The sequence below is a fragment of the Agrobacterium sp. 22-226-1 genome, assembly GCF_053522345.1.
The window spans coordinates 50,957-70,339 of sequence record NZ_JBNWCP010000011.1 but is presented as its reverse complement, the minus strand read 5'-3'; the positions used below and the strand labels follow the sequence as shown (position 1 = coordinate 70,339).

General features: G+C 60.7%; 20 protein-coding genes. 6 read left to right on the top strand and 14 right to left on the bottom strand.

The annotated features are described in order from the left end of the window. Positions 1-441: 441 nt before the first annotated feature. The 4 genes from puuD to ACQZ5K_RS18540 all read left to right on the top strand — a co-directional run bounded on the left by puuD (position 442) and on the right by ACQZ5K_RS18540 (position 5,252). Complete coding sequence (puuD, locus tag ACQZ5K_RS18555; protein ID WP_448741076.1) at positions 442-1,704, top strand: urate hydroxylase PuuD; 1,263 nt, start codon at positions 442-444, stop codon at positions 1,702-1,704. After that, positions 1,701-3,011 carry a guanine deaminase gene (gene guaD, locus ACQZ5K_RS18550; protein ID WP_448741075.1) on the top strand — a complete coding sequence of 437 codons (1,311 nt, stop codon included), beginning with the start codon at positions 1,701-1,703 and terminating at the stop codon, positions 3,009-3,011. The genes puuD and guaD overlap by 4 nt, the downstream gene beginning before the upstream one ends. A gap of 308 nt (positions 3,012-3,319) precedes the next feature. Then, positions 3,320-4,039 (top strand): sulfite exporter TauE/SafE family protein, encoded by a 720-nt coding sequence (locus ACQZ5K_RS18545; protein ID WP_448741129.1) that lies wholly within the window; start codon positions 3,320-3,322, stop codon positions 4,037-4,039. A 79-nt stretch (positions 4,040-4,118) separates the two neighbouring features. Continuing rightward, the gene (locus ACQZ5K_RS18540; RefSeq protein WP_059754267.1) at positions 4,119-5,252 is read left to right on the top strand and encodes an alpha-hydroxy acid oxidase; all 1,134 of its coding nucleotides are present in this window, start codon (positions 4,119-4,121) and stop codon (positions 5,250-5,252) included. Positions 5,253-5,461: 209 nt separating this feature from the next. Here the strand turns inward: ACQZ5K_RS18540 and ACQZ5K_RS18535 are convergent, their stop codons facing one another. Then, on the bottom strand, positions 5,462-5,806 hold the full coding sequence (locus ACQZ5K_RS18535) for a DMT family transporter (protein ID WP_003524247.1): 345 nt from the start codon (positions 5,804-5,806) through the stop codon (positions 5,462-5,464). After that, positions 5,803-6,375: a TetR/AcrR family transcriptional regulator gene (locus tag ACQZ5K_RS18530; protein WP_448741074.1), complete on the bottom strand. Its 573-nt coding sequence runs from the start codon at positions 6,373-6,375 to the stop codon at positions 5,803-5,805. The genes ACQZ5K_RS18535 and ACQZ5K_RS18530 overlap by 4 nt, the downstream gene beginning before the upstream one ends. 201 nt (positions 6,376-6,576) lie before the next feature. Here ACQZ5K_RS18530 and ACQZ5K_RS18525 point away from each other — a divergent pair, with 201 nt between their 5' ends. Beyond that, entirely contained in the window at positions 6,577-7,869 is a 1,293-nt protein-coding gene (locus ACQZ5K_RS18525; protein ID WP_448741128.1) for a serine hydrolase, read from the top strand. 3 nt (positions 7,870-7,872) lie between these two features. On the opposite strand, the gene ACQZ5K_RS18520 is transcribed toward ACQZ5K_RS18525, so the two are convergent. The 11 genes from ACQZ5K_RS18520 to ACQZ5K_RS18470 form a co-directional block, all read right to left on the bottom strand. Then, complete coding sequence (locus tag ACQZ5K_RS18520; RefSeq protein ID WP_448741073.1) at positions 7,873-8,616, bottom strand: metallophosphoesterase family protein; 744 nt, start codon at positions 8,614-8,616, stop codon at positions 7,873-7,875. Positions 8,617-8,621: 5 nt separating this feature from the next. Then, positions 8,622-8,978 (bottom strand): hydroxyisourate hydrolase, encoded by a 357-nt coding sequence (uraH, locus tag ACQZ5K_RS18515; RefSeq protein WP_448741072.1) that lies wholly within the window; start codon positions 8,976-8,978, stop codon positions 8,622-8,624. Next, the gene (locus tag ACQZ5K_RS18510) at positions 8,975-9,475 is read right to left on the bottom strand and encodes an ureidoglycolate lyase (RefSeq protein ID WP_078051730.1); all 501 of its coding nucleotides are present in this window, start codon (positions 9,473-9,475) and stop codon (positions 8,975-8,977) included. The genes uraH and ACQZ5K_RS18510 overlap by 4 nt, the downstream gene beginning before the upstream one ends. 3 nt (positions 9,476-9,478) lie before the next feature. Beyond that, positions 9,479-9,841: a HepT-like ribonuclease domain-containing protein gene (locus ACQZ5K_RS18505; RefSeq protein ID WP_059754283.1), complete on the bottom strand. Its 363-nt coding sequence runs from the start codon at positions 9,839-9,841 to the stop codon at positions 9,479-9,481. Continuing rightward, positions 9,838-10,131 (bottom strand): nucleotidyltransferase family protein, encoded by a 294-nt coding sequence (locus ACQZ5K_RS18500; RefSeq protein WP_080836783.1) that lies wholly within the window; start codon positions 10,129-10,131, stop codon positions 9,838-9,840. The genes ACQZ5K_RS18505 and ACQZ5K_RS18500 overlap by 4 nt, the downstream gene beginning before the upstream one ends. Before the next feature lie 68 nt (positions 10,132-10,199). Next, positions 10,200-10,562 (bottom strand): HepT-like ribonuclease domain-containing protein, encoded by a 363-nt coding sequence (locus ACQZ5K_RS18495; RefSeq protein ID WP_448741071.1) that lies wholly within the window; start codon positions 10,560-10,562, stop codon positions 10,200-10,202. Further along, positions 10,559-10,849 (bottom strand): nucleotidyltransferase family protein, encoded by a 291-nt coding sequence (locus ACQZ5K_RS18490; protein ID WP_035220685.1) that lies wholly within the window; start codon positions 10,847-10,849, stop codon positions 10,559-10,561. The genes ACQZ5K_RS18495 and ACQZ5K_RS18490 overlap by 4 nt, the downstream gene beginning before the upstream one ends. 53 nt (positions 10,850-10,902) lie before the next feature. Further along, entirely contained in the window at positions 10,903-11,400 is a 498-nt protein-coding gene (uraD, locus tag ACQZ5K_RS18485; RefSeq protein ID WP_448741070.1) for a 2-oxo-4-hydroxy-4-carboxy-5-ureidoimidazoline decarboxylase, read from the bottom strand. Then, a complete protein-coding gene (gene puuE / locus ACQZ5K_RS18480; protein WP_448741127.1) occupies positions 11,400-12,323 on the bottom strand; it encodes an allantoinase PuuE in 924 nt (307 codons plus the stop codon). Before puuE ends, uraD begins: the two co-directional genes overlap by 1 nt. A gap of 204 nt (positions 12,324-12,527) precedes the next feature. After that, positions 12,528-13,235, bottom strand: a complete 708-nt coding sequence (locus tag ACQZ5K_RS18475; RefSeq protein WP_003524263.1) for a DUF1045 domain-containing protein — start codon at positions 13,233-13,235, stop codon at positions 12,528-12,530. A gap of 96 nt (positions 13,236-13,331) precedes the next feature. After that, positions 13,332-14,540, bottom strand: coding sequence for an NAD(P)/FAD-dependent oxidoreductase (locus ACQZ5K_RS18470; protein WP_448741069.1), 1,209 nt, complete (start codon positions 14,538-14,540; stop codon positions 13,332-13,334). Between ACQZ5K_RS18470 and mnmD the strand changes: the two genes are divergently transcribed. Beyond that, a complete protein-coding gene (mnmD, locus tag ACQZ5K_RS18465) occupies positions 14,539-15,294 on the top strand; it encodes a tRNA (5-methylaminomethyl-2-thiouridine)(34)-methyltransferase MnmD (protein WP_448741068.1) in 756 nt (251 codons plus the stop codon). The two genes, ACQZ5K_RS18470 and mnmD, sit on opposite strands and share 2 nt — an antisense overlap. 31 nt (positions 15,295-15,325) lie before the next feature. Here mnmD and ACQZ5K_RS18460 read toward each other — a convergent pair whose 3' ends face one another. After that, on the bottom strand, positions 15,326-19,000 hold the full coding sequence (locus tag ACQZ5K_RS18460) for a response regulator (protein ID WP_448741067.1): 3,675 nt from the start codon (positions 18,998-19,000) through the stop codon (positions 15,326-15,328). Positions 19,001-19,383 lie beyond the last annotated feature (383 nt).

Here is a 19,383-nt window from a genome sequence, read left to right as displayed (position 1 = left end):
CACATCAATACCCACCCGGACACAACGGCGCCGGGAACTGCGATACCTGCCCCCTGATCTGCCCCCACCCAGGGTTCGCAGCGCCCGCTTTCGGAAGAACCGCCAGCGAAACATGTCATGGAAGCCCTGCGCATCGGCGTAAAACCGGAATGGATTTCCGGCAAGGCGCCCCGCAGGACTCCGCAGCCTTATATTTTAGCACATCGGCAGACTGCACAAAGGATAATAGCTGAGTCGCGTTAGCCAGCTAAGCACAAACTATGCGACAGGAATGAGCGGCTGCAACTTTACCGGGCCAACCCACGTGCACGGGCGAACTCAATTGAGATTGCAGACACAAAGGCGTCAGATTGTGAACAATCACCTCCTGCCCTCTGCTTTTCCCTTTCCTAAAGGTCAAATTTCTCGCAAGGTGCGCTGCACAAGGATCAGGGGAACCGCATGTACGAATATGCCATTGCGTGGGAATGGATGGCCTTTGCCGTCCGCTGGCTCCACGTCATCACCGCCATCGCCTGGATCGGCTCATCCTTTTATTTCATCGCGCTCGATCTCGGGCTGGTCAAACGGCCGCATCTGCCGCCGGGGGCCTATGGCGAGGAATGGCAGGTGCATGGCGGCGGCTTTTATCACATCCAGAAATATCTGGTCGCGCCTGCCCAGATGCCCGAGCACCTGACATGGTTCAAATGGGAAAGCTACGTCACCTGGCTTTCCGGCTTCGCCATGCTCTGCATCGTTTATTACGGCGGCGCCGATCTCTTCCTCATCGATCATTCCGTGCTGGCGCTCACCCAGTTCCAGGCCATCTGTCTGTCGCTCGCCTCGCTTGCCATCGGCTGGCTGTTTTACGATTTCCTCTGCAAATCGCCGCTCGGCAACAATACATGGGGCCTGATGATCGTGCTCTATGTCGCGCTGGTGGCGATGGCATGGGGTTACACACAGGTTTTCACCGGCCGCGCCGCCTTCCTGCATCTCGGCGCCTTTACCGCCACCATCATGTCGGCGAATGTGTTCTTCATCATCATCCCCAACCAGAAGATCGTCGTCGCAGACCTGATCGCCGGGCGCACGCCGGACCCGAAATATGGCCGCATCGCCAAGCAGCGCTCGCTGCACAACAACTACCTGACGCTGCCCGTCATCTTCTTCATGCTGTCGAACCATTATCCGCTGGCCTTTGCCACGCAGTTTAACTGGATCATCGCAGCACTGGTCTTCCTGATGGGCGTCACCATCCGCCACTGGTTCAACACGACCCATGCCCGCAAGGGCAAGCCGACTTGGACCTGGCTGCTGACCGCCCTCATCTTCATCGTCATCATGTGGCTTTCCACCGTGCCGAAGGTGCTGACCGGCGAAGAAGAACAGAAGGCCGCAACGCTTTCGCCGATGCAGCAGCAATTCGTCGCCGACGCCCATTTCGCCAAGGCGCGCGATGTGGTTCAAGGCCGCTGTTCCATGTGCCATGCGGCCGAACCGGTGTGGGAAGGCGTGCCCTTCACACCGAAATCGGTGAAGCTCGAAACCGACGAACAGATCGCCGCCCATGCGCGTGAAATCTATTTGCAAGCCGGCCGCAGCCATGCCATGCCTCCCGGCAACATCACCGCCATCACCCCGGATGAGCGCAAGCTGCTGACCGCATGGTATGAAAGTGCGGTTTCCGGGGCTGCAAAAGCCGAAGGAAAGACCGAATGAGCATGGTTCTGCTGCGTGGCCGCCTGCTGAGCTTCCGCCGCGCGCCGCTCGCAATCGACGATACGCAAAGCTATCTCTATATCGAAGACGGCGGCCTGCTTCTCGAAAACGGCAGGATCGCCGCCATCGGCGACTACGCCGATATCCGCAAGCAAGCCCCCGAAGACGTCGAGGAAAAGGATCACCGGCCGCATCTCATCGTGCCGGGCCTCATCGACATGCACCTGCATTTCCCGCAGATGCAGGTCATCGGCTCCTATGCCGCCAACCTGCTGGAATGGCTGAACACCTATACTTTCCCGGAGGAATGCCGCTTCGTCGAAAGCGCCCATGCCCAGCGCATCGCCACGCATTTTTACGACGAGCTGCTGCGCCACGGCACCACCACGGCCGCCGCCTATTGCTCCGTGCACAAGACCTCCGCCGACGCCTTCTTCACTGAGGCCATGAAGCGCAACATGCTGATGGTGGGCGGCAAGGTGATGATGGACCGCAACGCCCCGCAGGGTCTGCTGGACACGCCGGAAACCTCCTATGACGAGACCCGCGCTGTCATCGCCGACTGGCACGGCAAAGGCCGCAACCACGTCGCCATCACGCCGCGCTTCGCCATCACCTCCACCCCGAAGCAGATGGAAGCCGCACAGGCGCTGGCGCAGGAATTTCCCGATCTCTTCATCCAGACGCATCTCTCGGAGAATCTCGACGAGATCAAATATACCTGTGAGCTTTACCCGGAAGCGACCGACTATACCGATATCTATGTGCGCTACGGCCTGATGGGCAAAAAGACCCTGCTCGGCCACGCCATCCACCTCTCGGAGCGCGAGGCGGACGTGCTGTCGGAAACCGGCGCAGTGGCGGTGCATTGCCCCACCTCGAACCTCTTCATCGGCTCCGGCCTCTTCCCGATGAAAAAACTGCAGCGGCGCGAAAAGCCCGTGCGCATCGCGGTTGCGACCGATATCGGCGGCGGATCGAGCTATTCCATGCTGCGCACCATGGATGAGGCCTACAAGATCCAGCAATTGCTGGGCGAGCGCCTCAACCCGCTGGAAAGCTGGTATCTGATGACCCGCGGCAATGCCGAGGCCCTCTCGATGGTCGACCGCATCGGCACGCTGGAGGCCGGCACGGACGCAGACATCACCGTGCTGAACGCTTCCTCGACACCCGCCATGGCGCTGAAGATGGAAGTAGTGAACAGCCTGACGGAAGAACTCTTCCTGATGCTGACCATGGGCGACGACCGCACGGTGGTGGAAACCTACGTGGCCGGCAAGGCGATGAAGAGCGTGCTGGCATAGTTCGGCTGGGGCCGAAACATAAAGCTGCGGCCTCATTTATATCGGTCACATATTAGAGTGAGCGGGTGCCGCGTCTTTCTTCTCCCCGAGGGGGAGAAGTCCGCGGCAGCGGGATGAGGGGGCAAGGGTGGTGAAATACGGCAACGTTGCCCCCTCATCCGACCCTTCGGGCCACCTTCTCCCCGGCGGGGAGAAGAAACCGTTCCGCATCCGCTCGCCTCTTAATGATCGCCCGACGCCATCGCGGCCGAAATGCGAATGACCTCTGGAGTGCGCCCTTGCCGGATTTAGACACAACCACAATGCTCATGGTCTTCGCGACCTTCACCATCGCGGGCATCGTCAAGGGCGTGACCGGCATGGGACTGCCCACCGTCGCCATGGGCGTGCTCGGCCTGTTCATGCCGCCCGTCCTTGCCGCAGGGCTGCTCATCCTGCCCTCCTTCATCACCAATATCTGGCAATTGCTGGCCGGGCCGGATTTCAGGGCCATCGTCGCGCGGCTGTGGCCGATGATGATCGCCATCGCCGCCGGCACCCTTATCGGGATCCGGCTGATGACGGCAGGCACCGGCGTCTGGACCACCTCGGCTCTCGGCCTCTGCCTCACGGCTTACGCGGCCTACAGCCTCTTCGCCAAACCCCTCTCCGTTCCGGCACGGCTGGAATCCAGGCTCTCGCCGGCCATAGGGCTGATAACCGGCCTGCTGACCGGCGGCACCGGAATTTTCGTCGTGCCCGCCGTGCCCTATATCCAGTCGCTCGGCTTCAACCGCGACGATCTCGTGCAGGCGCTCGGCCTTTCCTTCACCGTTTCGACCATTGCACTTGCCGCCGGCCTTACCTCGCAAGGCGCCTTCCGCGTCGAGCATCTGTCGCTTTCCGCACTCGCCGTGCTGCCCGCGCTTCTCGGCATGTGGCTCGGCCAGAAGATCCGTAACATCGTCAGCCCGGCAACATTCCGGCGCTGGTTCCTCATCTGCCTGCTTTTATTGGGAGCCGAGCTATTTTTGCGGGCTTTCTGGTGATCAACCCCGTCGATTTTGATGTTGCAACCGTCCCATTCATGTTATGTGAAGCCATCATTCAAATGTGAAGGCTTTATCCATGGGCAAAATCCTGACCATAGCTGACCTGAAGCAACAGGCTCAGCGCCGCGTGCCAAAAATGTTTTTCGACTACGCCGATAGCGGCGCATGGACGGAAGGCACCTACCGCGCCAATGAGGATGATTTTTCCAAGATAAAGCTGCGCCAGCGCGTGCTGGTGGATATGACCGACCGGTCGCTGGCCACAGAAATGGTCGGCGAGAAAGTTTCGATGCCGGTGGCGCTCTCCCCCACCGGACTGACCGGCATGCAACACGCCGATGGCGAAATGCTTGCCGCAAAAGCAGCCGAAGAATTCGGCGTGCCTTTCACGCTTTCCACCATGAGCATCTGCTCCATCGAGGATGTCGCCTCCGTCACCTCGAAACCCTTCTGGTTCCAGCTCTACGTGATGAAGGACCGGGACTTCGTCAACAATCTCATCGACCGCGCCAAGGCCGCCGGCTGCTCGGCACTGGTGCTGACGCTCGACCTGCAAATTCTCGGCCAGCGCCACAAGGATCTGCGCAACGGCCTCTCCGCACCGCCGAAATTCACCCCGAAACATATCTGGCAGATGGCGACCCGGCCGAAATGGTGCATGGACATGGCCCGCACCAAGCGCCGCAGCTTCGGCAACATCGTCGGCCACGCCAAAAATGTCTCCGACCTCTCCTCGCTCTCCTCCTGGACGGCGGAGCAGTTCGATCCGCGCCTGTCGTGGAAGGATGTCGAATGGATCAAGGAACGCTGGGGCGGCAAGCTCATCCTCAAGGGCATCCTTGACGAGGAAGACGCCCGCGCCTCGCTCGATACCGGCGCTGACGCCATCATCGTCTCCAACCATGGCGGCCGCCAGCTCGATGGCGCCCATTCCTCCATCGCCATGCTGCCGAAGATCGTCGATGCCGTCGGCGACAGGGTCGAGGTGCACATGGATGGCGGCATCCGCTCCGGCCAGGACGTGCTGAAAGCCGTGGCGCTTGGCGCCAAAGGCACCTATATCGGTCGCCCCTTCCTCTATGGCCTCGGTGCCGATGGCAAGCAGGGCGTGACGACGGCGCTGGAGATCATCCGCAAGGAAATGGATGTCAGCATGGCGCTTTGCGGCAAAAGGCTGATTACGGATGTGGACCGCAGCGTTCTGGCGTGATGGTGACAAGGCAGAAGGCGCTCCGGAAATGCAGGAGCCGCATTCTCTGCCGTCATGCCGGACTTGGATACCGGCATCCAGCCACGGCGCGTCTGCGCCGTGAAAAGACCCTTCTGCGATCAAGGACTTGATCGCGCTGGACCCCGGTATCCAAGTCCGGGGTGACGGCGTGCGGACGTTGCCCTCGCGAGCGCCCTCAGCAGCCAGTCTCAATGCCCCACCGTCTTCGAAAACACATTCACGATCACCACCCCCGTCACGATAAACCCGAGGCCGACGACGGCGGCGATATCCAGCGCCTGGCGGAACACGAAATAGCCGATGCCGGAAATCAGCACGATGCCGAGCCCGCTCCAGATCGCATAGGCCACGCCGACCGGCAGCGCCCGCAGCGTGAACGACAGCAGATAAAAGGCTGCACCGTAAAACAGCGCCATCAGCACCGTTGGCAAAAGCCGGGTGAACTGCTGCGACTGCTGCAGGAACGAGGTGGCGATGACCTCGCAGACAATGGCCGCGACGAGCGCCCCGTAGGTGAAGATAGCCGCGTTCATTGTTCCATTTCCTTTTTCGTCTGGGCGATCATCCGGGCCTTGAGAGCCGCCCTGTCGCCACCTGCCCTGCCGTCATCGGCCAGAAGATCGGCAAACCAGATGCCGTCAGCCGCAAGCCTTACGAGTTCCAATACCACCCCCTCATCCGTTTCCTTATGACGGGCGAGGCGCCCTTCGAACCAGCTGGTCCACATGCGCCTGAGCGACGGTTCACCGACCATCGACACCGATAACGCCGCCCATTGCCTGCCCGATTCCCGGTCGCGATCGGCGAAAACCGCGTTCACATAGGCCCTCGTGAAGCATCCGTAAGCTTCACAATCCTGTGAGATGAGCGCATCGATTTCCGCGTCCAGCGCCGAAAGAAGGTCCGCCATCACTGCCTCCAGCAAAGCCTGCTTGGAGGCGAAATGATGAAACAACCCGCCCTTCGTCACCCCGGCGGCGTCCGCAACCGCCTGCACGGAAAGTGCTGCAACACCCTGCTCGGCAGCGAGTTTCGCCGCGCAATCGAGAAGACTGCGGCGAACGATCTCAGGCTGCTTTTTCCGTTCATGTGCATTTTTCATGTTTCAAAACATACCGGACGGTAGGTTTCTTTGCAAGGAAATTGTGAGGGCTGCCGCCGGCTTGAAATTCATACTTAATTAAGCATGAAAGCGATCTCTAAAGTTTTAGCGGTTTTGTTGCCGGAAAGTGTCAGTAAAACTTCGCTCATCGCGGCGGACGAACAAAAGGGGTGGATTATGTCGGGAACGATCAAACGGGGAATGGCGGGCGCATGGGTCTTCGCACTCGCCTTCTTTTGCGCGATCCTCTCATTGCAGGCATCGCCTGCACAGGCCGGCTACGCCCATTTCATCATGGACGCCAATACCGGCAAGGTTCTGGCCGCGCGCAATGCCGATGTGCTGAACCACCCCGCTTCGCTCACCAAGATGATGACGCTCTACATGACCTTCGAAGCGCTGCATTCCGGCCGGCTTCGCTGGGACCAGAAGATAAAGATGTCCAAGAACGGTGCGGCCGTTATCCCCTCGAAGCTTTATGTGCGCCAGGGGCAGACCTTCACCGTGCGCGAGGCGGTCTACGGCATGATCGTCAAATCCGCCAACGACATGGCGGAAGGCATGGGCGATCATCTCGGCGGCTCCGAGGCAAGGTTTGCCGAGATGATGACCCGCAAGGCCCGCCAGCTCGGCATGACGAAAACGGTCTTCCGCAACGCTTCCGGCCTGCCCAGCAAATCGCAGGTGACGACTGCGCGCGACATGGCGAAACTCGGCCTGGCGCTGCAGCGCGACTTTCCCAAGGAATACGACCTCTTTGCCATGGAATCCTTCAGTTTCCGGGGAAAACGCATTCGCGGCCATAACAATCTGATGTATCGCTATCAGGGCATGGACGGCATCAAGACCGGTTATACCAATGCTTCCGGCTTCAACCTCGTCAGCGCCGTCAATCACAATGGCCGCCGCGTCGTCGGTGTCGTGCTGGGCGGCAAGACCGCGCGCAGCCGCGATGCGCAGATGGCCGCCCTTCTGGACAAGGCCGTGCCGCAGGCATCGAGAAGCCGCAACACCGAACAGCTCGTCGCCAGCGCCAATGTCAGCCGCACCTTTGCTGTGACGCCTGCAGCCGCGCCCGCCGCCTCAGTACCGCCCGCCTCTGTACCATTGCCGATGTTCGCCGAACGCCGCCAGGATCCGGTCGCCATGCAGATCGCCACGGCGAATAACCAGATGGCCGACATGATGCAGGTTTCGGCCATCCCGCGGCCGGCCCCCGCTGCCGTCTCCGCCGGCCAGAGAAGCCGCTGGGAAGTGCAGATCGCCGCCACCGACAGCGAAGCCGCCGCCCGCTCGCTGCTCGCCAATGCCCGCTCCAACATCGCCGGAAATTATGCCGGGATCGCTCCCTACACCGAAGCCGTGCAGAGCGGCTCGGCAACCCTCTACCGCGCCCGTTTCACCGGCTTCGAAGACCAGTCTTCGGCGGTTTCCGCCTGTAAGGAACTGAAGGCGCAATCTTATTCCTGCGTGGTGATGACCAGCGAGGGGTGAGGATCAGCGCTTGAGCCAACCGCCCGCCAGCGCATGGGAGAGATGAGGCATGCCGTTGACCTTCGCCATCTCCGCCATTGCCATATTGTCGTAACGGATATTGCGGAAATAGACCTGCCAGCCGCGCCCGGCCTCTTCCAGCACGGCATAGGTGGCAAGCGGATGGCCGGCCTCGACGTGATGGTCGAAAGGCGTGTCGTCCTTCCAGCCGGGGCAGCCAACGCTGCCGGGATTGACGATCAGCCGGCCGTCGGAAAGCTGCACGGTGCGGGGAATATGGGTATGGCCACACAGCATCAACGGCTGGGTGATGCCTTCCGCCATGGCTTCGATTTCGGCCAGCGGCCGCAATTTCAGAACGCCTTCCGGTGACAGCGTTTCCAGCCAATATTCCAGATCGTCACGCGGCGAGCCATGGCAGCAATAGGCGACATCCTTGAACACCATGCTGAATGGCAGGGTTTGCAGCCAGTCCAGATGGGCGGCGCTCAGCTGCGCATGCGCCGGCCTTTCCCAGCTTCCCATCTCCTCCGGGGCACGGTCGATCAGTTCCCGGTCATGATTGCCGCGAATGCTGGGAATCCAGTTGCCAACAAGCACATCGCCGGTAAACCCCGCTTCCAGCGGGCCGCTGAAACAATCGCCGAGATTGACGATGTCCTTGATGCCAAGCCTCGCGATATCCTCCAGCACGGCTTCGAGCGCGGCGCAGTTTCCGTGAATATCGGCAATGGCGGCAAAGATCATGGCAATCAGCTTCCTCGATAGGTGGAATAACTATAGGGCGAAAGCAGAAGCGGCACATGGTAGTGGCCGCTCTCATCGGCAATGCCGAAACGGATCGGGACGATATCGAGAAAGGCCGGCTCCGGCAGCGCCACACCCTTGCCGCGCAGATAATCGCCGGCATGGAAAACCAGCTCGTATTGACCCACCTTGAAACTCTCTCCGGCGAGCAGCGGCCCGCCATCGACACGGCCGTCGCTATTGGTCTTCACCGTCTTCAGCTTCTCGCGGCGATCGCCGGAAAGCCGGTAAAGCTCGATCGTCAGCCCTTCGGCAGGCGTGCCATGGGCGGCATCGAGGACATGGGTGGTCAAACCGGTCATGGCTTGGGCTCCGCGATCATATAGGGCTTATCGAAAAAATACTCTTCCAGATTGTTACCCGGCCCATCACGGTCGGCAACCAGAAAATCCGAAACCGCCTGCAACGGCATCAGCGGATAATGCCAGACATTGCGGCGGTAATTCACGCCCTGATCGCCCCGCGCCAGAAACACCTGCGGCCGGCCGGGCCGGCCGCCATCGTCATCGGCGACGACCACGAGGAAGGGCCGGCCGGAAAGCGGCGAAAAACTCTGGCTGCCGAGCGGATGCCGTTCCATCATCTCGATTTGATGCGGAAAGGCGCGCGGCTGCCCGCGGAAAATATTGAGGATGACACGCGCGCCCTCACCCGCCGCCTCCGGAGCTGCAAGCGCATGATGCCGCTCGGTCTGGCCGCCATTGATATGCCGCATGGAGGAGGGTGTGGTTTCGATCACATCACCGAAGGATGCGAAAGCCTCTTTGGTGAGAGGTTTTATGTCGAGAAAATCAGTCAAATGTCATTCACCTTGGGCATGCCAGTTTCGCAGAAGAGAGAGTTTGTCCAGAAGGTCCGGTATGGCCGTCTGTGTCGTATCCCAGACCGTTTCAAGATTGATGCTCATATAACCGTGCGCGATCCTGTTTCGCATTCCGCGCATCTTGACCCACGGAATATCGGGAAAATCCGCCACAAAAGCGGGGAACTCTTCCATTATCCGCGCGGTCGTTTCGCCGATAATCAGAAGGTTCATCGCGACCGCCCGTTGGCGGACGAGATCAGCCAAAAATTCATCCTTCGTTTTCAGTCGAACGAAGTCGATGGTTTCCGAAGCAACTTGCCTGATATCCTGAAGATAAACGTGCAGCCGCTCGACGCTCATACAGGCTTCGCTTCCTGCAGAACCTTCACACGGACGCGCTCGGGAAAGTCCCCCGGCGTCAGCAGATGAATTTCTGTGCCGCGCATGATGGCCGATAGCTCTTCCAACAGGCCGCCCAGATCGAACAAGGTCGCCCCCGGCAGCGCATCCACCAGAATGTCGAGATCGCTGTCCGGCCGGTCTTCGCCGCGGGCGACGGAGCCGAACACGCGCGGGTTTGCCGCGTTGAAGCGTTTCGTCGCTTCGCGGATCGCTTCCCTATTCCTTTCCAGCACCTCGGACGGTCTCATGATCTCAATCTCCAGACCCACCATTATAACGAAACGCCCTCATTTTCTCCGGCGTCATATCAGAAAAGTCACTCACCCTCAGCATGCAAGTTTCGGAGGAGGGAGAGACGCGCCTGCAAATCCGGAATGCTCTGCGTTATCGTTTTCCAGACGACCGAGAGCTCCGCCCGGAAATAATCATGCACGATCAGATTGCGCATACCCTTCATCTTGATCCAGGGAATTTCCGGGTGCTGCTGTAAAAATGCGGGGTAATGCCTGTCCAGCTTGGCGACCGCCTCGCCAATCAGGGCAAGACCCATCATGACCGCCATCTGCGTCCGCGTGTCGGAAGAAAAAGCGGCCTCATCCATATCCTGAATGAAATCCCGTATTCTGGAGGCGGCAACATCCATCTCCTTCAGATAGAGCAGAAGCCGATCCGTGCTCATACCGCTTTGGCTTCCTTCAGAACGCGCGCCCGTATATCCGAATGCAGGCCGCCCGAGGTGACGACGTCGACCTCCACACCAAGCAGCGCCTTCAATTCCTCCAGCAAACCGCCGAGATCGAACAATGTCGTGCCCGGCAGCGCATCCACCAGAATGTCGAGATCGCTGTCCGGCCGGTCCTCGCCGCGGGCGACGGAGCCGAACACGCGCGGGTTTGCCGCGTTGAAGCGTTTCGTCGCTTCGCGGATCGCTTCCCTGTTCTTTTCCAGCACCTCGGAAGGTCTCATGGTCTCAATCTCCAGACGGCGCGATTCTAGCAGAACGGCCACCACTCGCCAATTCAGCCTTCCGGCAACATCGCGGAAAGGCGCAGCCAGGCGATCTTCTCCACCTGCGCCGTCGCCGTCTCAAATTCTTCGGCTGCACCGTTGCCGATGCGCGTCTCGAAGGCAGCTAGAATATCGTCCCTGTTCAGCCCCTTGACCGCGATGATGAAGGGAAAGCCGAATTTTTCGGTATAGGCGCCGTTCAATTCGGTAAAACGGGCGTGCTCTTGCCGGGTAAGCCGGTCCAGTCCCGCACCGGCCTGTTCGTTGCGGCTGTCGGCCGTCAACTCGCCCGCAATCGCCAGCTTGCCGGCAAGATCGGGATGCGCCCGCAACACGCCGAGCCTTTCCGCCTCGGAAGCCGCGCGAAACTGCGCACAAAGCACGGCGTGAACCGCCTTCGCCGTCAGTTCCAGGCCGGCTCCGCCGGCGTCATAGGCCCGTTCGGCGATGAAGGGCGAATGTTCGAACACGCCGCCGAAGCGGGCGACAAAGTCCTCGCGCGTCACCATCAGAGCGCCTCCGGCTTGTGATGTTCATGCCAGTGACGGGCAATCTCGATGCGCTGCGGGATCCACACTTTCTCATGGCCGAGCACATATTCGATGAAACGGCGAAGGGCTGCGGCGCGGCCGGGACGGCCGACAAGACGGCAATGCAGGCCGACGCTCATCATCTTCGGCGCGCCTTCAATACCTTCCTGATAAAGCACGTCGAAAGCATCTTTCAGATAGGTGAAGAACTGGTCGCCGGAATTGAAACCCTGCGGCGTGGCGAAACGCATATCGTTGGTTTCAAGCGTATAGGGAATGATCAGGAAAGGCTCGTCCTTCACGCCCTTCACCCAATAGGGCAGATCGTCGGCATAGGAGTCCGACGAATAGAGGAAACCGCCCTCTTCCATGACAAGGCGCAGCGTATTGTCCGAAGGCTTGCCCTGATACATGCCGTAAGGACGCTCGCCCGTAACCTCCGTGTGCAGGCGCACGGCTTCGACTATATGCTTGCGCTCTTCTTCTTCGGAAAAATCCTTGTATTCCAGCCAGCGGTAACCGTGGCTGGCGATTTCCCAGCCCGCTTCCTTCATCGCCGCAACGGCTTCCGGGTTGCGGGCCATGGCGGCGGTCACGCCATAAACGGTGGTGGTAACGCCGAGACCGGTGAACATGCGCCACAGCCGCCAGAAGCCGGCGCGCGAGCCATATTCATAGATCGATTCCATGTTCAGGTTGCGCTGGCCGGGCCAGGGCTGGGCGCCGACGATTTCAGACAGCAGCGATTCCGACGCCTTGTCATTGTCGAGAATGCAGCTCTCGCCACCCTCCTCGTAATTGATGACGAATTGCACGGCGATGCGCGCGCCGCCCGGCCATTTCGGATCGGGAACATTGCGGCCATAGCCCACCAGATTGCGGGAGTAATTTTCGAAAATCATGCAGCCACCCAGACCATCTCTCCCAAGGCGGAAACCGATTTCGGGAGACATAAAACAGACCTCCGAAGCGCGATGACCCGGAACGGGGAGAACACACGCTTCAGATATGCGATATCCGGACGGTAGCATCCGCATCCGGAATGTCGAGATCAATCTTGCCGACATTCCGATGCTTTTTTGTATACGATTACTCCGGAGCGCTCTTCAGGCGATCTTTCGGGCAGAAACGCGGCCCATGGGGTGAAGCGAGTGTACCCGGAAAGGCGCGCCCGGCTCATCCTCGATGAAAAGCGCAAGGCTGGAAAACTGCAGAGATCGCGTCAGCAGCGGCTCGAAAACCTTGCGCACGGCCCGCTCTATCCTCTGGCTGCTGGACGCTTCCACACCGCCGGTCAGCGACATCTGGAACCGGAACTCGTCCATCACATGCGGGCTGCCCCAGCGATGCAGATTGGTGAGCTGCGAGGCCGAAAGCCGATCCGGATCCGCACGCTCGATTTCCGCGTCGGAGAGCGGCGCCCGGTAACGGTCGAATTCCTGCACCACGCGGGCGGCAAAAAAATGCAGCACTTCGCAGGGGCGCTCGGGAACGAGGCTGAAGACATTCTCCTGCCTTGCCACCACCAGTTGCGGCAGCGTGAAGGGCTCCTGCCTGCCGGAAAAATACATCAGGTCGCGCAGAAGCGCGGCCTCGGAATGGCCCTCCGCAAGACGGAAGGGAGCCTTGATCGTGCCATGGAAACCGTAACGGCGCGGCAGCGCCGTATGGTAGGAAATCTCCTGCATGCCGAGATCGATCATGCCCGGCGGCTCCACCGCCTGACCGGAATAGGCATCGCGCCCCAACCACGCGGCGGCCGCCTGCGTCAGGGGGTCATTGGGGGAAGGCGTGAAATGAATGGCGTATCGCATGCGCTGTCACCTCGCCGCAAAAGCGGACAAACCGGCCTCGTTGCAGGCCAGCAGATAAGTGATTTGCGTGACAGATTAACGACGTAAGCGGCCTGATCAGAACTTTCTAAAGTCCGCGACGGCAATACTCACGTGTTGTTGAAGGTGAAAGCCCGAGGGGATGACAGGTGTGTGACCGCACACGCTCTGCAACGCCGCATCGGCAAGAAAATGCGCAAGCCCGAAGCTGACCTTGAAGCCGCCGGTCAGCGCAACGAGCTTCGGATGGCCAGGGATCGTGCCCACCATCGGGTCCCTCCCCACCGCTTTCGGGCGCAGCCCCGCCCAGCGTTCCAGCACCGGCGCGCCGGCGAGCGAGGGGACAACGGCAGACGCGTCCGCCAGCAGTTTTTCGAGCTTTTCATCGGTACTGAAGGGATCGGAAAAACAATCTTCGCTGGTACTGCCGATCGCGACGGTGCCATCCTCATGCGGTACGATATAAAGACCGTTCAGGAACACGACCGGCATCGCCGGGTCGGCCGCCGCGTCGAGAAGTGCCGCCTGCCCCTTCACCGCCTGCCCCAGCGTCACGCCGGCCTCCAGGCCGAGGGCGTCGCGGATCAGGGGGAAGGAACCATGGCCGTTGGCGACGATGACATGGCCGAAAGAAACCGCGTCGCCAGACGACAGCGCCGCCCGCCCGGCATCCGCGTCGAGCGAAATGACGCGGCAACCTTCCGCCAGCCGCACATGCCGCGCCTTGCCGAGAAAAGCCGAAAGAAGGGCGATCATCGCACGTGGCAAGACCCGCGCCGCCAGCGTATCGAACACGAAACCCGCCTCACCCGCCGCATCATCCACCCAGCCAGCAACCGAAGGCCTGTCGGCGACATGCCAATGGAACCGGCGCTCGCCCGACACCCAGTTCTCCAGCGCATCCCGTTCGTGCCGTTCGGCAATGGCGCGCAGATGCGGCTTCGGCAGCGGAATGATACGGCCTGAGCGACGATAGCCGGCGGAAAGCCCGGTCTCCACCTCCAGCCCGGTAATCTCTTTTTCCAGCGCAACCAGGGCATCGAACTGGAACTGTTTCTTGTCCGACCAGCGGTCCGGCATATGCGGCATCAACGCACCCAGCAGCCCGCCGCTGGCGCCGTCGCCGGGGCGATCCGCCTCCACCAGCAATGTATCGATGCCGAGCCTTTCCGCCTTGACGGCGGCCCACAGCCCCATGATGCCGCCGCCGACGATGAGAAGCGGCACGGAAGCCGGCAATCTTGGAGATTGACCCTGTTCGAAAGCGGGATTATCGGCTTTAGCCATGAAACATTCCAACGAAAATATCACAGAGACCGGCGCAGCGGCCGGTTCACCGGCCGGGGAAGCCCCCGCCGCGCTCGACTGGCGTGACGGGGATATGCCCTATTCACTGGCCTTTGACGACCATTTTTATTGCCAGACGGATGGCCGGCTGGAATGCGGCCATGTCTTCCTCTCCGGAAACGGCCTGCCAGAGCGTTGGCTCGAACGGGAGGGCGCCTTTCGCATCGGCGAACTGGGCTTCGGCACCGGGCTTAACCTCTGCGAGACATGGCGCCAATGGAAAGAGATGCGCAACGGCCGCTCCACGCTGCATTTCATCTCCTTCGAACTCTACCCGATGAAGGCGGAGGAAATCGACCGGGCGCTTTCCCGCTGGCCGGAAGTGGATGCCGAACGTAAGGCGCTCACCGCCCTCTGGCCCGCCGAGCCGAAAGGACGGGTCGAAATCCAGCTCGATGACGAAACGCGCCTGACAGTGGTCTGTGGCGAGGCGCTCGCCGGCATTTCCGCAAGCGAGGAAAGTTTCGACGCCTGGTTTCTCGATGGCTTCGCACCCGCGCGCAATCCGGACATGTGGTCGCTGGAAATCATGCAGGCGCTTTTCGCAAAGACGGCGCCCGGCGGCACATTCGCCACCTATGCCGCCGCCGGCTTCGTTCGCCGCAACCTCATCGCCGCCGGTTTTGAGCTGGAGCGCCGGAAAGGTTTTGCCGGAAAGCGGGAAATGCTCTGCGGGACCAAACCCTCCGACTGACGCCAAGCAGAAGCGTGTTCCAGTCGAAAACTCACACGCCCGGCACGTCGCGGCGCGGCATGTTGTCGCCCAGCCATTGCGCGATCTTGCCTTCGAGCGTTTCCGGGCTGATGGGCTTCGACAGATAATCGTCCATGCCCGCCTCCAGGCATAGTTCCCGATCCGCCTCCTGCGTATGGGCGGTAACGCCGATGATCGGCACATGCCGGCCGTCGGCGGCGGTCCGTTCCGCGGCGCGGATGGCCTGCGTCGCCTGATGTCCGTTCATGACCGGCATCGAGACATCCATCAGGATGATGGCGGGATTATTCTCCTGCCAAGCCTGCACGGCCTTCTTGCCATTACCGACGATCAGAAAGCGCAGACCCGCCTGCTGCAATATCTGGGTAAAGACAATCTGATTGACGTCATTGTCCTCGGCCACCAGCACATCGACAAGGCTCGGCCGATGCCGCGCCGGCACCGCCGTCGACGCGGCATCGCGCTGCTTTTTTTCGGCGGAGCCTTTTTCCGGCCGGACGGCGCCGTCACCGCGACCTGTTTCACGCGGGACCGGCGCTTGCCGGGCGCGTTTCAGCCGCACATCCCGCACCACGTCGAACAGGGTGGAACGCAGGAGCCGCGCCCGCGCCGGCTTCATCAGATGCGCCTGCACATTGAGATCGGTGAACAGCGTCTCGTCACCGACGACATCCATGGAGGTCAGGAAAACAATGGCAATGTCGTCAAAGCGCGCATCCGCCCGGATCCGCTCCACCACGTCCAGCCCGTTCATGACAGGCATATGATAATCGAGAACGATGGCGTCGATGGAAAAACCGAGCGAAGCCGCCTCCTCAAGCACGGCGATGCCGGAAGGCCCGTCTTCCACCGCGTGGCCGTCTATGCCCCAACTGCGCAACTGCTCCGTCAATATGCGGCGATTGACGTCGTTATCGTCGATGACGAGCACGCGGATATCGTCGATCGCCACGGAAAGAAGCGGGAGGTCGCGCTGTCTCTCGGTCACCTGAAACGGAATATTGACCTCGAAGGTCGATCCCCTGCCGACATCGCTGACGACCTTGATCGCGCCATCGAACAGGCCGACGAGACCGACCGTGATCGCCAGCCCCAGCCCCGTTCCCTCGTGCCGGCGCGTGGCGGAACCGTCGACCTGGCTGAACTTGTCGAAGATGGTTTCGAGCTTGTCGGCCGGAATGCCGATGCCGCTGTCTTCGACGCGCAGCGACAGGATGGCCTCGGAGGCTTCCGCCGAACGTGCCGAAAGCTCGACCAGCACATGCCCCATTTCGGTGAACTTGACGGCGTTTCCAACGATATTGGTGACGATCTGGCGAAAGCGACCAGCATCGCCGATAACCTTGCCGAAGACAGAAGCATCGATCCGGACGATCAGCTCTATGTCCTTTTCCAGCGCCGCCGAGGACAGCAGGGACACCACATCCTCGACCGCCTCCGCCGGATCGAAGGGCACGCTGCGCAGCCTCATCTGCCCGGCCTCGATCTTCGAGAAATCGAGAATGTCGTTGATGATCGTCAGAAGCGCATTGCCGGATTTGACGATGATATCGGTAAAGGTCTTCTGGCGCGTATCGAGATTGGACTTGGCCAGAAGCTCCGCCATGCCGAGAACGCCGTTCATCGGCGTGCGGATTTCATGGCTCATATTGGCCAGGAATTCCGATTTGGCCCGATCCGCCGCTTCCGCACGCGATAGCAGCCGCTGCAATTCCTCTTCACGCAGCTTCATCTCGGTCACATCGGTGACGATGATGAGCCAGTAATTGCCGGAACTGTTGGTGGCCTCCAGATTGAGCCAGCTTTTGCCGGCGACATGGATGAGCCAGGAAAACGGCCGGTTGGCGGCGATATTCTCCCTCCAGGCGCGCAGCGTCTCTGCAGCCTCCCCGGCCGTGCCGAAATCGCCGCGCCCGGCGCAATGGGCGAAGAAACCCGACCAGTTGCAACCCTTTTCCAGAAGATGAGGCGGCACGTCGAACATGCGCGCCATCGCCTCGTTGGACATGATGATCGTGCCCTGCTCGACCAGCACCAGCCCCTGCGCCATGGCGCGCGTGGCGCCCTGCATATATTCGCCGACCCGCTCCAGTTCGGCCTTCGCCTTGCTGATCTCAACATCACGCATACGCACATCGGTGACGTCGGCATAGGTGCTGAGGATTTTCCCGCCTTCAAGCCGGGTTTTCGAAATGACCGTGACCTTGCCGCTTTTGCTGCGCACCTCGCGGGGCGCAAAGACCTCCTCCTTCAGAAGCCGCTGCACCCGCTCGCCATAGACCTCATCGAAAGGCCTGTCGCCATAGTCATAAAGGCCGCTGTCGAAATTCATCTCCATGAATTCGCGATAACTTTTGCCGACAAGCGACTTCTCGCCGCCGATCTCGCCCCAGACCTCATAAAAGAACGGATTGACATATTCGATGACGAGATCGGCGCTGAGCAGCAGCACGCCCACCGGCAGGGCATGCAGAACCGCTTCAAGCTGGCGGTGCAGCGCCTCAGCCTCGGCCTGCGCGGCGATCAGCGCCTTTTCCCGGTCCTGCAGCAGGCTGGCATCGGTGACCGAGCCCACCAGATAATAGTCGTCGTCCGGCGTCGCGACCCGGCCGAGCCTTGTGATGACGGGAATGGCGCCGCCATCCGCAAGCGGAACGCTTCCGGTCTTTTCAATGGCTTCCCCGGTTCGCAGAATATGCTCGTTTTCCCGCTGGAACTGCGGGCCTTCCTCCGGAAACATCTCGCATTCGGTCTTGCCGATATGGTCGGCGAGGCTGCCGCCCAGAAATTTCTCGTAGGCCGCATTGGCAAAGGTCAGCCGCCTGTCCTGATCCCGCAGGAACACGCCGACCGGCAATTGTTCAAGCGCGGCGCGCAGAAGCCAGGTCTCGCGGATCTGCGTGCTCAGAAGCGTCTCATGCGCCTTGAACTCGGTGACATCCACCCGCAGCCCCACCAGCATGCCGTTTTCCAGCCGCTTGTTGACCATGCGCACCCAGCGGCCATCGGCAAACTGCTCCACCCTTTCGAGATAGGGCAGGGAAAAATCCCGCAGCTGCTCCTGCATCCACCCTTCGAACGCCGGATCGCCGGCCTTCGCATCGCGGTAGCCGCTCGAAAAATAAATCGCCCTCATCAGCGTCTCGAGCGGAACGCCAGCCTTCAGGTCGACACCGAGCGCGCTGTAGAATTCCCTGAAGCGGGTATTGCAGTAGACCAGCCGGTTTTCGCGGTCATAAATCACGATACCCGCATCGACGAGATCGATCACGCCGCTGCCAAACAGCAGCTCCGAAGCGCTATCGGCTTGCGGAAAAACCCCCGCGGTGGCGGACGGCATATCCTCGAACGCTTCGAACAGGAACAGATTGCCGTCGTCACCGGTGAAACGTTCGCAGCGAAGCGTGTATGGCCCGGACGCGCCCCCACCATGGCAGGCAATCATCTCATCCGTGGCGAAGACCAGCGAACGGCGCTCCCTGTCCTCACGCTCGGCATCGCGAATATCGGCGGAAAGGGAAAGGCTGGTGTGTCCTTTGAATGCCCCGGACGGACGCCCCATGAGCCGGGCATAGGCGGAATTGACCGCGATATAGCGAAGTTCGCTGTCCTTGATGCACGCGGGCAGGTCCAGGGCGGCTACGGCCCTGCAAGCCTTTTCCAGCAACCCGCAGCCTTCGGTCAATCGATACTCCACACCTTGCAGTCCATTCCTGTCGAATCAAATATTTCCGGACGCCGTCGCAAAAAACGTTATGTGAGAAAATCGATCTTTGCTATGTATCCGACGGTGTCGTTACCCTTTTTTAACCATAATTCTTCGCTGGCACCCACGCCGTCCCGGCAATCGCCGGCTACCGGTACGCATGGCTGCCATGCACCCTCCGGCGGCGGCGTTACAAAACTATCGCTTGACTTTGACGCACAAAACGCCCACATGGCCATCAAGCTTTCACCTTCGGCAGCCGCGTGAGCTGCAGCGTATGACCGGAAAGACGTCCTTAAAATAAGGAATCTGGCCCGCATGAAGGAAAAGCGCAAAGAATACAGAAGACGGCATGTGCCGCA